Source organism: Porticoccus sp. GXU_MW_L64, from assembly GCF_052983295.1.
In genome coordinates this window covers 96,699-109,221 of record NZ_JBRKJK010000002.1, presented here as the reverse complement: position 1 = coordinate 109,221, position 12,523 = coordinate 96,699, and the positions used below count along the sequence as shown (strand labels likewise).

Sequence of the window (12,523 nt, the reverse complement as noted above, 5' to 3'; positions counted from 1 at the left end):
GCCATGAGTGAAGAAAACAAAGTAGAAAGTAACGAAATCAGGGCCACCGCCGTGAAAATCATCAACTTTATGGGGCAGCGCTACAAGGCGGCCATTTTGTCGGTATTGCTGGTGATTGGCTCCATCGTATCCCTGACCATAAACGGCATTCAGGCGGGGCTGGACTTTACCGGCGGTGTGCAGGTGGAAGTGGGCTACGAACAAACCGCCGACCTGGAAAAAATCCGCAGCCAGTTAAGCGATGCCGGCTTCAGCCCGGTGGTGCAGCACTATGGGGCAGAAACCGAAGTGATTATCCGCATGCAGGAAAATGCGGCAGCGCTGCCCATCGACCCGGTAACCGACAAACCCACAACCGTTAACGACTACGTGGAACAAACCCTGCGCTCTGATGGTGATGCCCTGGAAATCAAGCAGTTTCAGGTGATCGGCTCCGTCATTGGCGAAGAACTGCGCGACGACGGCGGCATTGGCATGCTGGCGGCACTGGCCATAGTAATGATATACGTGGCCATTCGCTTCCAGCTGAAATTCTCCCTGGGCGCAGTGGCGGCATTGATTCACGACGTGGTGATCGTGCTGGGCTTTTTCTCTGTATTCAGATTGGAATTTGACCTCACCGTACTGGCGGCGGTACTGGCGGTAATCGGCTACTCCCTGAACGACACCATTGTGGTGTCCGACCGCATACGGGAAAACTTCCGCCTGCTGCGCAAGGCATCCCCCAGCGATGTGATCAACGAATCCCTCACCCAAACCCTGGGTCGCACCTTGATCACCTCGTTAACTACCTTGCTGGTGCTGTTGGCGCTGTTTTTTGTGGGCGGTGAAATGATCCACAACTTCTCTATCGCCTTGATCGTCGGCGTGCTGGTAGGAACCTACTCCTCCATCTACGTGGCCGCCAATATCCTGCTGGCCATGCACATCGACCGGGAAGATCTGGTACCCACCGTGAAGGAAGGCGAATTAGTGGACGACCTGCCGTAACAATTTCCCCGTCATTGCGAGGAGCCGTAGGCGACGCGGCAATCTCGACCAGAGTGGCAGGGGACTTGGGGAGTGTAGAGGTAACCGGATGGAGATCGCCGCGCTGCGCTCGCGATGACGACATATACCCATTACGTCATTGCGAGGCCGCCCGTTCCCCCCGTCATTGCGAGGAGTCGTAGGCGACGCGGCAATCTCGACCAGAGTGGCAGGGGACTTGGGGAGTGTGGAGGTAACCGGATGGAGATCGCCGCGCTGCGCTCGCGATGACGAAATATACCCACTACGTCATTGCGAGGCCGCCCGTTCCCCCCGTCATTGCGAGGAGCCGTAGGCGACACGGCAATCTCGCCCAGAATGGCAGAGGACTTGGGGATGGCGGTAACTGGATGGAGATTGCTTTGCTCGCGTAGAAGCGGATTGTTGCGTCTGACCCTGAGTATGCCCTGGAGGTACTGCACGCTTAAACACCAAGGCGGCTCCGAAGTGTGAATAAGGATCCTTGGAAGGAGATTGCCGTGGTCGCTTTGCTCCCTCGCAATGAAGGAGTGCCGGATGGTGCTATGATTACCATTCTTTTCTCTGGCCAAGGACGTTTCCGTGCGCAAAGCCTTTCGAATTTTTCTCTATAGCGCTCTGGTTTATTTGCTACTGGCCACTTTCGCCGTGCCGCCCATTCTCAATTGGCAGTTAAAGGAAATATTCCAGCAACAAACCGGCAGGCAGCTGGTGTTGGCGGGCAGTTGGTTAAACCCGTTGAGTCTGGAAGTGGGGCTGGAGGGGTTAGCCATTCACGACCCGGACGGCAAGTCGCTGGCGAGTTTCGACGAGTTGGTTATTGTGCCGGCCATCTGGCGCACTTTGTCGTCAGAGGGTTTTTATCTGCGCGACATTACCCTGACCGGGTTTTACGGTCACCTGCGGGTGTTGGGAGACGGCGAATACAGTTTTGCGGATATCCTTCGCCACCAACAGGCATTGCCCCCGTCTGAGAATACCGAGCCAGGCGAGCCCCCGGTAATTTATATCGACAGCCTTTCCATCGACGCCCGGCAACTGGCCTATACCGATATGTCGGGGCCGGAGCCGGTGAGCAGTCGCGTTTCCCTGTCTGTGGACATCGCCAATGTTCGCCTGCCGGAAAAGGGGCCATTGGATATTGATGTCAGTGGGCGTATTCAGGAATCCGGTCGCTTTACCCTGGCGGGTAAATTGGCTCTCCAGTCATTGAACGGGCAATTACAGCTGGGGCTGCAACTGCCATTGGCCGACATTAACGGCTTTTTGGCAGGGCAGATTAATGGCAGGCTGCGAGGCTTGTTGAGTACGGATTTGGCCTTGGAGTTTAACAATCAATCCCTGGCCAAAATCAGTGGCAGCAGCCAGATTGACAACCTGTCGGTGGAAGCTGACAGCGGCGAACCCTTGTTGGTCTGGCAACAGTTGGCCATTGATGACTTGCAACTGGATGCTGTACAGCAACGTGCTTCTGTGGAACGGCTGGCTTTGAAAAAGCCCCATGCCCGCTTTGCCATTGACGCCGATGGCAATACCAACCTGCAGGGTTTTATGGGGCAGGGTTTAGTAGGGCAGGGTTTAGTAGGGCAGGGCAGTACCGGGGAAGCGGAGGCAGACAACAGCGGCTCTGGCTCGCCCTGGCAGTTGGCCATCAAAGAAGTGGCCATCGACAATGGCCAGTTGGCTTTTTCCGATGCCAGCCTAGCGCAGCCTTTTGCCGCCAGCCTGGAACAGCTTTCTGGCACGGTTACCGGCTTTCACTCCAGTGGTGATCAAGCGGCAGTAGTCAGCTTCAAGGGGTTGGTGGATGAATACGCGCCCATCGCCCTGAGCGGCACCCTGGGGCCAACCGCGCCGAGCCTGAATCTCGACCTGGCATTCGAGCTGGACGCGTTGGAGGTACCCAGCCTCAGCCCCTACAGTGGCACTTACGTGGGGCGCGCCATTGACCAGGGGCAGTTGCAGTTGACTCTGGGTTATCAGGTAAAAGATAACCGTTTGAAGGGCCAAAACAAGGTGCGCATCGAACAGCTGTCGCTGGGTAAAAAAGTGGACAGCCCGAACGCGGTCAGTTTGCCGCTGGGGGCGGCGGTGGCACTGCTCAAGGATGTGAGCGGTGTAATTAATATGAATGTGCCGGTCAGTGGTGATCTGGCAGACCCTTCGTTTATCGTCAGTTCTGTGGTGTGGTCGGCCTTTCAGAACCTGATTGTCAAAACCGTGGCGTCGCCCTTCAAGTTGCTGGGTAGCCTGGTAGGGGCTGAAGACGATTTACAGCGGGTGCCCTTTGCCCCCGGCGCGGTGACCTTGAGCGAGCGCTCCCGGGAAAAGGTGGCAATGCTGGCCCTGGCATTGGCCAAACGCCCCAGCCTGAAGCTGACCCTGCAGGGGCAGTACGACCCGGAAAAAGACGGTGCTTTATTGCAGCAGCGGCAACTGGACAAGCGCTTGCAAAAGGCGGGAATAGACGAACAATCCCGCACAGAGCGCGATGAGCGCTGGTCGAAAGCCGTGGTTCAACTTTACCGCCGTGTTCTTCCCGACCGCGATATGGCCGAACGCCCGGCCAGCGCCCTTTACGATGAGTTGCTCGGCCACCAGGCCATCGACCCGGCGGCGTTGTTGATGTTGGCAGAAAGTCGTGCGCAGGCGGTGTTGGAGCAGCTGTTGGCGCTGGGCGTGGCGGCAGATCGGGCGAGTCTTAAACAGTCCACCAAAAAGTCTGCCAAAGGTGCTCAGGTGGTACTCGATATTTGATACGTTGGTTGATACATTTAGGATTTCAAACCAATAACAAAAGGTGTGTGAAATGATCGACCATATTAGCCTGAGTGTAAGCGACCTGGCTGGCAGCAAAGCGTTTCTGGACCAGGCATTGCAGCCTTTGGGGGTTGCCTTGGTACTGGAGGTGGACGGTTGGGCTGGCTACGGCCCGGAGGGTAAACCGGAGCTGTGGGTTGGTCAGCATGAGTTACCACAAAGGCCCATGCATATTGCCTTACGAGCGGAAAATCGCGCCCAGGTTGATGAGTTTTATCAGGCTGCCCTGGCTGCCGGTGGGCTGGACAATGGCGCCCCCGGTATTCGTGAACACTACCACCCCAATTATTACTCCGCCTTTGTGATCGGCCCTTCCGGGCATAATATTGAGGTGGTTTGTCACGAGGTGGAGTGAGGTGGAATAAGCGGGAGATTGCTTCGCTGCGCTCGCAATGACGTGGGTATTTGCTCGATGACGTGCCATGTTTAACCTTGTCATTGCGAGGAGCCGCAGGCGACGAAGCAATCTCTTGACACCTCTGCCACTCTGATGGAGATTGCCACGTCGCCTGCGGTTCCTCGCAATGACAGTGAAACCTGAATTCAAGGAAGAACAACTATGAAGAAGCCCGCTGTCTATATCCTTTCAAACCGCCCTGACGGTGTTCTATATGTCGGCGTCACCAGCAACTTGATTCAACGCGTTTGGCAACATAAGCAGCATTTGGTTAAAAGTTTCAGTAAAAAGTACAACCTGGATTTACTGGTTTACTACGAAATTTGTGAAAGTATGGAATCGGCCATTACCCGTGAAAAGCAGCTCAAAGGTGGTTCGAGGATGAAGAAGATAAATCTTATCGAATCCGGTAGTCCTGAATGGCGGGATTTGTATGATGAAATTTTGTAGTGGTTTGATGGAGATTGGTTCGCTGAGTTCGCCATGACGAGGCTGGCTATAACCCGTCATTGCGAGGGAGCGAAGCGACCGCGGCAATCTCGTTCAGTTTACTGTCATATTCAGGAGGTTGCCGCGTCGCTTCGCTCCTCGCAATGACAGGGAGTGATTATTTCCAGTATTTGGACCACGCATCCAACACCTTCCCCGCGTATTTATAGGTCCCGTAGCTGCCGTTGTAGCGGGCCAGGGCGTCGGCGACTTTGCCGTTTTCTTTGTCCAGGTAGTATTTGAGAATGGTGCAGCCGTAGCGCAGGTTGGTGTCGGTGTTGAACAGGTTGTCGTCTTCCCGGCCGATCTCTTTTTTCCAGAAGGGCATTATCTGCATCATGCCGCGGGCGCCTGCGTGGGAGATGGCGTAGCGGTCGAAGCCGCTTTCAATTTCGATCACCGCCAGCACAATTTCCGCATGAACTCCGGCGCGGTTGGCTTCCCGGTGAATTTTTTTCAGCAGTTCCAGGCGTTTCTTTTCGTCTTTGACAAATCGCTTTAACGGGCCGTTTTTACTGGCCAGCCATACGTGGGCGTCGTATTTGTCTTCAAATCCGGTGCTGTCTGTGGCGGCCTGGCGCAGCAGGTCTACCAGTTCTTTTTCCGGTTGTTGCGGCTCATTGCCTGGCTCTGCCCACAGGGGGCAGGCCAGCAACAACAGCACAGTGGTTTGTAAAAGTTTAGTGCGCCACATTACTCTTAATGAAATCGATAACGTCGTTCACGGCAATATCCTGGTTATCACTGGCGCGGCGGTTTTTGTATTCCACGGTGCCGTTGGCCAGGCCGCGGTCGCCCACCACAAGGCGGTGGGGCAGGCCCATTAATTCGGTATCTGCCAGCATTGCACCCAGGCGGGCTTTGGGTTCGTCCATAAAGAGTACATCATACCCGGCGGCGCTGAGTTCGCTGTAAAGCCGTTCACAGGTTTCCTTCACCTGTTCCGACTTGCCCATATTGATGGGCACCAGGGCGATCTGGAAGGGCGCCAGGGCATCGGGCCAGATAATGCCGTTGTCGTCGTGATTCTGCTCGATGGCAGAAGCGACAATGCGGCTGACGCCAATGCCATAGCAGCCCATGGTCATCAGGGTTTCCTTGCCGTTTTCGTCCAGAACTTTGGCGTTCATGGCTTCGGAGTATTTTGTGCCCAGTTGGAATATATGGCCAACTTCGATACCGCGCTTGATTTCCAGTACGCCGTTACCGTCCGGGCTGGCGTCACCGGCTACCACGTTGCGGATATCGGCCACTTCGTTGAGGGGGCAGTCCCGCTGCCAGTTGACGCCGGTGAGGTGGTAGTCGTCTTCGTTGGCGCCGCAGACAAAATCTGCCAATTGCGCGGCGTCGCGATCCACAATCACGTCGATACCGATATTCACTGGCCCCAGGGAGCCCACATTGCAGCTCAGTTCTGCCTTGATGCGTTCTTCCGGGGCGAAGCTGAGGGGGGAGGCGATAGCGGGCAGTTTTTCGGCTTTCAATTCGTTGAGTTCGTGGTCGCCGCGTAGCACCAGGGCTACCAGGGGTTGCTGGCCGTTGTCGTCTTGCTGGCCGAGCACTATCAGGGTTTTGATGCTCTGCTGTTGTTCCGTACCGAGAAGTTCACTTACCGCCGCAATGGTGCGAGCGCCGGGGGTGTGTACCTTGGCCAGTTCCGCAGATGGGGCAGGGCGCTGCCCCTGGGGTGCCAGAGCCTCGGCCTTTTCCACATTGGCGGCATAGTCGCTGCCGCTGCTGAAGGCGATGGCGTCTTCGCCGGATTCCGCCAGTACGTGAAATTCGTGGGAGAAGCTGCCGCCGATGGCGCCGGTATCCGCTAACACCGGGCGGTAGTCCAGCCCCAGACGCTCAAACACTTTGCAGTAGGCGGTGTGCATGTCGTCGTAGGTTTGCTGCAGGGACTCCTGGCTGGTGTGGAAGGAGTAGGCGTCTTTCATCAGAAATTCCCGCGCCCGCATCACGCCGAAACGGGGGCGGATTTCGTCGCGGAATTTGGTTTGAATCTGATAGAAATTCGTGGGCAGTTGCTTGTAGCTGTGAATTTCGTGGCGAATCAGGTCGGTGATCACTTCTTCGTGGGTGGGGCCCAGGCAGAAATCCCGTTGGTGGCGGTCGTTGATGCGCAATAATTCTGGCCCGTATTGCTGCCAGCGGCCGGATTCCTGCCACAGCTCCGCCGGTTGCACCACCGGCATCAGCAGCTCCTGGGCACCGGCGTTGTTCATTTCTTCGCGCACGGCATTTTCCACTTTGCGCAGAACCCGCAGGCCCAGGGGCAGCCAGTTATACAGGCCAGAGGCGAGTTTGCGGATCATGCCGGCGCGCAGCATCAGCTGGTGGCTGATAATTTCGGCGTCGGCAGGGGTTTCTTTTTGGGTGGCAATCAGAAAGCGGGTGGCGCGCATGTGGTGCTTGTCCTAAAAGTGATTAGTCTAAAAATTGTCGCAAAAAAGGCGTATTCTACGTATCCAACCGCAAAGGGTACAGCCATGAAGGAATTTACACTCCATCCGCAACTGCAAAAGGACACCATTGTGGTGGGCCGTTTTCCCCTGTCCTTGTTGCTGCTGCACAAAGACGCCAACTACCCCTGGTTTATTCTGGTGCCGCAACGGGCGGATGTAACGGAAGTACACCAGCTCAACGGCGAGGATCGCACCCGCTTGATGGCCGAATCCTGTGTGTTGTCTGAGGTGTTGGAGAAGGTGTTTGAGGCGGATAAATTAAACTTGGCGGCCCTTGGCAATATGGTGCCGCAATTGCATTGCCACCATATTGTGCGCTATCGCGGTGACCCGGCCTGGCCCGCGCCTGTTTGGGGGGAGGTGTCGGCGGTGCCGTACCAGAAAGATGAACTAGCCGAGCGCCTGGCGGCCATTCGGGGTGGGCTGTCGCATACTGACTTTGTTTCCTAACTGCTGAAAATCTTCGATCAGGCGTTGCAGCTTTTTGTCCAGGTGGCGGCGTTGTTTGTCACTGCGGTTGTTGAGCAGGTCGATCAATAATTCCCTGATCAATGATCGGTTGTATTCCACGTTTTGGCGATATTCCGCCGTCCACAAACTTTCGTCGTCCAGCAGGTAGTCATCCAGAAACAGTTTGATGGCGTCCGCTTGCTCACTGGCAATAGCTGAGGAAAATTTTTCCTGCCAGAGTTGTTGCTGCCCGGCATCCAGTTCCGCCATTGGCCGGGTTTGCACAGACCATTCCTGGATGCGTTGTTTTTGTTGTTTGGACAGCGGCCCAAGCCATTTTTTGACAAAACGCCCCATGGATTTTTGTTGGACTTTGTGGCGCTTATCGTCATTTTTGTAGGTGTTCTTTTTACGATATTTCGCTGTTTCTTTTTGCAGGGTTGCCAGCAGTTTGTCCCGCTGTTTTGCCGACAGTGATTCCAGTAATTCCGCCAGCGGAGCGGTGGCTTGTTGTTTGCTGTTTTCCAGCAGACTTTGGGTGGCCAGAATCTGTTGGTGCAGGGTTTCGGCACTTACGCTGGGGGCGGATAACTGAGCCTGGGTTTGTTTCAGAAAGCTGACATACAGCGGCAACTGGGTTTGCCGGTGCCATTGGTGTAACTGGCGAAATTCGCTTTTGAAAAAGGCTTTTTGTTCGCGGTTGAGGTCGATGTAATCATCCACTGTCCAGTTGGCCCACCAGTGGGCGTAATTGTAGGCAATTTTGGTGGTGCAACCGGCGCTGGACAGCAGTATCAGCAGCAAGAGGACAAAGCCGGCCCGTGCACGCCTCATCGATGTACCTTTACGGTTTTGCTGAGGGTCATCAGGTAGGAGATCACAAACAGGGTGCTGAAGCCGGCCCCCGGTAAAATAGTGAGCAAAATGTTGGGTGTGCCGGCGGCGTAGTTGACGCACCAGGCACCAGCATAAAGCAGCAGGCAGGTAACAATGCCTGCCACTATCGTGCCTTTATAATGGTGGGCAAAATGGCGGTAGAGAAACTCCAGCAGGCCGCTGGTGGCCAGGGTCATGGCAAAGCTGTAACTGCCGTAGCAGAGGGCGTAGCTCATGGCCGATATCAAGTCGCCATCGCTGTTGACCAACAGCGTCCAGGCGCCGTAACCAAGAAAGGCGGCAACGGCGGAAAGCAGTATGCGGGCAGTGGGGGAGAGTTTTGTCATAAAGTTTATAAACAACCGGTCATTGCGTGTGTAGCGCCTCAATCTCCCGACACCGAAGTACCCGGATGGAGATCGCCACGCTGCGCTCGCGATGACGAAATATACCCACCCCGTCATTGCGAGCGTAGCGTGGCAATCTCCTGAATGATGCAGGAATCTATTAACCCGGGAATAGAAAAGGCGTCCTGCCTTTTCTATTGCGCGCTCAATAAAACCTGACGCACTTGCGCGGAAGTGCTTGATTTTATTGAGCTCGCGCTGGCTGCGCCAGCAGCGGCACATCCCTGTGCCGCATTATTAAACGCAACCTATAAGGTTGCCGGTTTAATAATCTATCAGCTAATCTATCAATTCGGGCCAGTATTTGTCGGCGTCGATGATGTACTGGTCGCGGTCTTTTGTCCATTTGTCGTTGATGGATTTGTTGTAGTTCAGGTACAGCTTGCCATTGAGGACAGTGAATTGATCCGGGTCGATACCGGCAGTGTCGTTTTGTGCCACCGCCCAGGCGCAGTAGCCGCCGTATTGAGGGGCGTACGTGTCCGGGTTGGCTTTGAACAGTTCCAGGTTTTCCCGACTGCTGAAACGCCAGTTGGCGCCTTTCCAGGAATGTTGGAATTTTTTACTGCCTTTAACCGCGCGGTTTTCGGTAAAGTAAGCCACGGTGTCGTAGCCCTTGATGGCGGTATTGCCCCAGAATCCGGTGTTGATTTCATCAACCGCGTAGCTGAATGGCGCCACCAAAATCAGCGCCAGAAACAAAACCTTTGTTTTCATGGTTTTTTCCTGTTGAATTAGCGATGGCACTTGGGCTGCGCGTCGATGTAGAAGTTCCAGAGGATAATGGTAAGTATGAGCACTCCCCACGGTTTATTGAAGCGTTATACGGAGCAAATGGCCCCCGGCACATTGCGCTGGATTGGCCTGCGGCCAGAGCGCCGTGCGACATTGCTGGAAGTGGAGTGGGTGCGTGCTCTGGAAAATCTGGGGCTGGAAGGCGACCATCGCTGCCTGAAAACCCCCGGTTCCGGCCGCCAGGTGACACTGATCAGCCAGGAGCATATCGCCGCTGTTGCCGCCATATTGGGCCGCGAGGCCATTGACCCGAATACCTTGCGCCGCAATCTGGTGGTGTCCGGTATTAATGTGCTGGCTCTGCGCCACCGCCACTTTGTCATTGGTGAGGCCGAATTTGAGGCAACCGCTCTCTGCCACCCGTGCAGCCGTATGGAGGAAGCACTGGGCCCCGGCGGTTTTGCCGCCATGTACGGTCACGGCGGGCTCTGTGCCAAGGTAATACGCAGTGGCGAGATTGCTCTGGGGGATACAGTGCGGCTGTTGTAACCGATTGGGGTAAACTGATCAGTCGCTTAAAGGGACCAGATACATGAATAAACGGCTATCCAAGAAAGAGCACATTCTCTATTCCGGTATTGAGGTGATGAAAACCCGGGGCTACAACGGCACCAGTGTCCGCGATATCGTGGAGGCAGCCGGGGTACCCAAGGGCTCTTTTTACAATTATTTTGACAGCAAGGAGGCCTTCGCGGTGGAGGCCCTGCAAAGTGCCGCAGCTGAGGGGTACCAGGCCAACGAAAAACTGCTCAGTAACCCGCAGCAGGAACCACTGGATCGGCTGCGTACCTATTTTGTGCATCACGCTCAGGAGGTGTGCGACCACGAATTTCAGGTTGGTTGCTTCCTGGGCAATATGTGTCAGGAGATGGCCGACAGCAGTATGGCCATTCGCCTGGCGGTAAAAACGGTACTCAAAAGCAATACGCAGCAGATTGCGGTGGTGTTGAAAGACGCTCAGCGCCGAGGTGATATTGGCCCGCAGGTGGAGATTGGCCCGCTGGCGGATTTTCTGTTCAACGCTTGGCAGGGGGCGCTATTGCGCATGAAAGCCACCAAAAACAGCGAGCCGCTGGACTGTTTTCTCGCTCACTTTCCCCAATTGTTACGCGCCTGATCATCAATCTGTTGTATTGTTGAACCAAAAATAAGACGACCGGTCATATTGATTGAATCTTTCAAATAATCATCAATATGGATAACTGGCCATGACTTACAAGCTGTCGTCTTTGTTACGTACTCCATTACTCGCCGCCCCTTTGATTGCTGCTCCCGCCTTTGCCAATGGTGACCAGAACCAGGAGCTGAACCATTTTATTGACGATACGGCGGTGTACAGCGCCGATGCAGAAACGCCCAAAGGCCCCAAGTGGGACAATTGGGCACTGTCTTTTGACAACGACATTCTGCTGCCCGGCAGCCGCGACCGGGATTACACCTACGGTATCAGCCTGGCACTTTCCGGCAGAGGGGCCAGAGACAGTTGGTATTCCCCCTATCGCGCACTCACTTGGCTGGACCGTGGTTTTGGTGTGGCTGGCGAGCCGGACGACAGTATCGAGCGGGTATCACTGGAAACCGGTGTGCTCGCTTTTACCCCGGACAATATCGAGACGTCCCAGGCTCTTGAGGGTGAGCGCCCTTACAGCAGCCTGGTGTACCTGAGCAGTGTGCGTCAGCAGGTGGATGTGGAGAATAACACCGCCTGGAACAGCAGCTTTACGGTTGGGCTTCTCGGCTTGCCTCTGGTGGGCAGTCTGCAAAATCAGCTTCACGATGTGCTGGGTGGCGACCGGGCCAATGGCTGGAACAATCAGATATCCGATGGCGGCGAGTTGACTGCCCGCTACGCCGTGGCCAAACAGAAAAACTGGAATCTCAACAGCAATAACCTGGAAGTAAAAACCACCGTACAGGGCTCTTTGGGGTATCTGTCGGAGGCGAGCTGGAGCATTAACCTGCGCGCTGGCGATATTCACAGCCCCTGGTGGTCATTTAATCCGCAACTGGCCAGTTACGGTCAGCAGAGCAGTGAAATTGCGGTTGTTTCCCAGCCGGAGCGTTATTTCTGGGCGGGATTTTCCGCCAAAGCCCGGGCCTACAATGCGCTGTTACAGGGGCAGTTTCGGGACAGTGCGGTCAGTTACGGCAGCGGCGAGGTGGAGCACCTGCTGCTGGAAGCCTGGGCCGGTTACACCCTGACATTCGATGGCGGCTATCGCGTCAGCTACATGGTGCGCGGGCAATCGTCGGAATTAAAGCAGGGGGAGGGTGATCGCAATCTGCTGTGGGGCGGGGTGACCTTTACCAAGACTTTCTAAAAACCTCCGTCATTGCGAGGCCGAAGGCCGCGGCAACCTCCTGAATTTGGCAGTGTGTTGATGGAGATTGCCGCGTCGCCTGCGGCTTCTCGCAATGACGCAGTAACGTATAGCGTTTACACTCAAGCTGTTTATCCCCCCGGAGCAGCTGTGGGCTACCTGGTTACCTTGATTCTGACCCTGGCGGTGCTGGCAATTACCCTGTGGGTATTTGTTCGCCTCGGTACGCCGGTGTATCGCATTGATCACAGCAACGTCGTTACCCTGTTGCAAATGGTGGTAGACGGCAGCGCCAGTGAAAGCGACTGGGATGTGTTTATCGGCATACCCATTCAGTACGATAGCGAACTGGAAGCGCTGCGGCAGCGGTGTGCGGAAATATCAGAGAGGGAATATGTGGGTGGTGAAGGGAGGTTGTTGACGGAACAGGGCATGACGGAGATTGCAGAAATGCTGGAAAAATTGCGCAGCCGGAATAAACCCTGAACCCTA

At 55.4% G+C, this 12,523-nt stretch carries 14 protein-coding genes; 9 read left to right on the top strand and 5 right to left on the bottom strand.

Annotated features, from left to right (window positions below; genetic code table 11):
* Nucleotides 1-3 precede the first annotated feature (3 nt).
* The 4 genes from secF to ACVBEJ_RS02305 all read left to right on the top strand — a co-directional run bounded on the left by secF (nt 4) and on the right by ACVBEJ_RS02305 (nt 4,675).
* The gene (gene secF, locus ACVBEJ_RS02320) at nt 4-990 is read left to right on the top strand and encodes a protein translocase subunit SecF (RefSeq protein WP_447127984.1); all 987 of its coding nucleotides are present in this window, start codon (nt 4-6) and stop codon (nt 988-990) included.
* Between the two features lie 600 nt (nt 991-1,590).
* On the top strand, nt 1,591-3,765 hold the full coding sequence (locus ACVBEJ_RS02315) for a DUF748 domain-containing protein (RefSeq protein WP_447127983.1): 2,175 nt from the start codon (nt 1,591-1,593) through the stop codon (nt 3,763-3,765).
* Between the two features lie 52 nt (nt 3,766-3,817).
* A complete protein-coding gene (locus ACVBEJ_RS02310; protein ID WP_447127982.1) occupies nt 3,818-4,183 on the top strand; it encodes a VOC family protein in 366 nt (121 codons plus the stop codon).
* Between the two features lie 204 nt (nt 4,184-4,387).
* Entirely contained in the window at nt 4,388-4,675 is a 288-nt protein-coding gene (locus ACVBEJ_RS02305) for a GIY-YIG nuclease family protein (RefSeq protein WP_447127981.1), read from the top strand.
* A gap of 157 nt (nt 4,676-4,832) precedes the next feature.
* Here the strand turns inward: ACVBEJ_RS02305 and ACVBEJ_RS02300 are convergent, their stop codons facing one another.
* On the bottom strand, nt 4,833-5,408 hold the full coding sequence (locus ACVBEJ_RS02300; protein WP_447127980.1) for a lytic transglycosylase domain-containing protein: 576 nt from the start codon (nt 5,406-5,408) through the stop codon (nt 4,833-4,835).
* Nucleotides 5,395-7,122: a proline--tRNA ligase gene (locus ACVBEJ_RS02295; protein ID WP_447127979.1), complete on the bottom strand. Its 1,728-nt coding sequence runs from the start codon at nt 7,120-7,122 to the stop codon at nt 5,395-5,397. Before ACVBEJ_RS02295 ends, ACVBEJ_RS02300 begins: the two co-directional genes overlap by 14 nt.
* Before the next feature lie 84 nt (nt 7,123-7,206).
* On the opposite strand from ACVBEJ_RS02295, the gene ACVBEJ_RS02290 reads away from it, so the two are divergent.
* A complete protein-coding gene (locus ACVBEJ_RS02290) occupies nt 7,207-7,632 on the top strand; it encodes an HIT domain-containing protein (protein WP_447127978.1) in 426 nt (141 codons plus the stop codon).
* Here the strand turns inward: ACVBEJ_RS02290 and ACVBEJ_RS02285 are convergent.
* The 3 genes from ACVBEJ_RS02285 to ACVBEJ_RS02275 form a co-directional block, all read right to left on the bottom strand.
* Nucleotides 7,573-8,466, bottom strand: coding sequence for a DUF6279 family lipoprotein (locus tag ACVBEJ_RS02285; RefSeq protein WP_447127977.1), 894 nt, complete (start codon nt 8,464-8,466; stop codon nt 7,573-7,575). The two genes, ACVBEJ_RS02290 and ACVBEJ_RS02285, sit on opposite strands and share 60 nt — an antisense overlap.
* Entirely contained in the window at nt 8,463-8,855 is a 393-nt protein-coding gene (locus ACVBEJ_RS02280) for a hypothetical protein (RefSeq protein WP_447127976.1), read from the bottom strand. Before ACVBEJ_RS02280 ends, ACVBEJ_RS02285 begins: the two co-directional genes overlap by 4 nt.
* Nucleotides 8,856-9,194: 339 nt before the next feature.
* Nucleotides 9,195-9,632 carry a YHS domain-containing (seleno)protein gene (locus ACVBEJ_RS02275; RefSeq protein WP_447127975.1) on the bottom strand — a complete coding sequence of 146 codons (438 nt, stop codon included), beginning with the start codon at nt 9,630-9,632 and terminating at the stop codon, nt 9,195-9,197.
* Between the two features lie 75 nt (nt 9,633-9,707).
* Between ACVBEJ_RS02275 and ACVBEJ_RS02270 the strand changes: the two genes are divergently transcribed.
* The 4 genes from ACVBEJ_RS02270 (at nt 9,708) to ACVBEJ_RS02255 (ending at nt 12,517) form a co-directional block, all read left to right on the top strand.
* Entirely contained in the window at nt 9,708-10,199 is a 492-nt protein-coding gene (locus ACVBEJ_RS02270; protein ID WP_447127974.1) for an MOSC domain-containing protein, read from the top strand.
* A gap of 43 nt (nt 10,200-10,242) precedes the next feature.
* On the top strand, nt 10,243-10,827 hold the full coding sequence (locus tag ACVBEJ_RS02265) for a TetR family transcriptional regulator C-terminal domain-containing protein (protein ID WP_447127973.1): 585 nt from the start codon (nt 10,243-10,245) through the stop codon (nt 10,825-10,827).
* Nucleotides 10,828-10,918: 91 nt separating this feature from the next.
* On the top strand, nt 10,919-12,031 hold the full coding sequence (locus ACVBEJ_RS02260; RefSeq protein ID WP_447127972.1) for a lipid A deacylase LpxR family protein: 1,113 nt from the start codon (nt 10,919-10,921) through the stop codon (nt 12,029-12,031).
* 150 nt (nt 12,032-12,181) lie between these two features.
* Complete coding sequence (locus ACVBEJ_RS02255) at nt 12,182-12,517, top strand: hypothetical protein (protein ID WP_447127971.1); 336 nt, start codon at nt 12,182-12,184, stop codon at nt 12,515-12,517.
* Nucleotides 12,518-12,523: the final 6 nt, after the last annotated feature.

Coding starts and splice junctions, on each gene's coding strand:
- secF (WP_447127984.1), top strand. CDS start 4: ATGAGTGAAGAAAACAAAGTAGAAAGTAACGAAATCAGGGCCACCGCC.
- ACVBEJ_RS02310 (WP_447127982.1), top strand. CDS start 3,818: ATGATCGACCATATTAGCCTGAGTGTAAGCGACCTGGCTGGCAGCAAA.
- ACVBEJ_RS02305 (WP_447127981.1), top strand. CDS start 4,388: ATGAAGAAGCCCGCTGTCTATATCCTTTCAAACCGCCCTGACGGTGTT.
- ACVBEJ_RS02300 (WP_447127980.1), bottom strand. CDS start 5,408: ATGTGGCGCACTAAACTTTTACAAACCACTGTGCTGTTGTTGCTGGCC.
- ACVBEJ_RS02295 (WP_447127979.1), bottom strand. CDS start 7,122: ATGCGCGCCACCCGCTTTCTGATTGCCACCCAAAAAGAAACCCCTGCC.
- ACVBEJ_RS02290 (WP_447127978.1), top strand. CDS start 7,207: ATGAAGGAATTTACACTCCATCCGCAACTGCAAAAGGACACCATTGTG.
- ACVBEJ_RS02285 (WP_447127977.1), bottom strand. CDS start 8,466: ATGAGGCGTGCACGGGCCGGCTTTGTCCTCTTGCTGCTGATACTGCTG.
- ACVBEJ_RS02280 (WP_447127976.1), bottom strand. CDS start 8,855: ATGACAAAACTCTCCCCCACTGCCCGCATACTGCTTTCCGCCGTTGCC.
- ACVBEJ_RS02275 (WP_447127975.1), bottom strand. CDS start 9,632: ATGAAAACAAAGGTTTTGTTTCTGGCGCTGATTTTGGTGGCGCCATTC.
- ACVBEJ_RS02270 (WP_447127974.1), top strand. CDS start 9,708: ATGAGCACTCCCCACGGTTTATTGAAGCGTTATACGGAGCAAATGGCC.
- ACVBEJ_RS02265 (WP_447127973.1), top strand. CDS start 10,243: ATGAATAAACGGCTATCCAAGAAAGAGCACATTCTCTATTCCGGTATT.
- ACVBEJ_RS02260 (WP_447127972.1), top strand. CDS start 10,919: ATGACTTACAAGCTGTCGTCTTTGTTACGTACTCCATTACTCGCCGCC.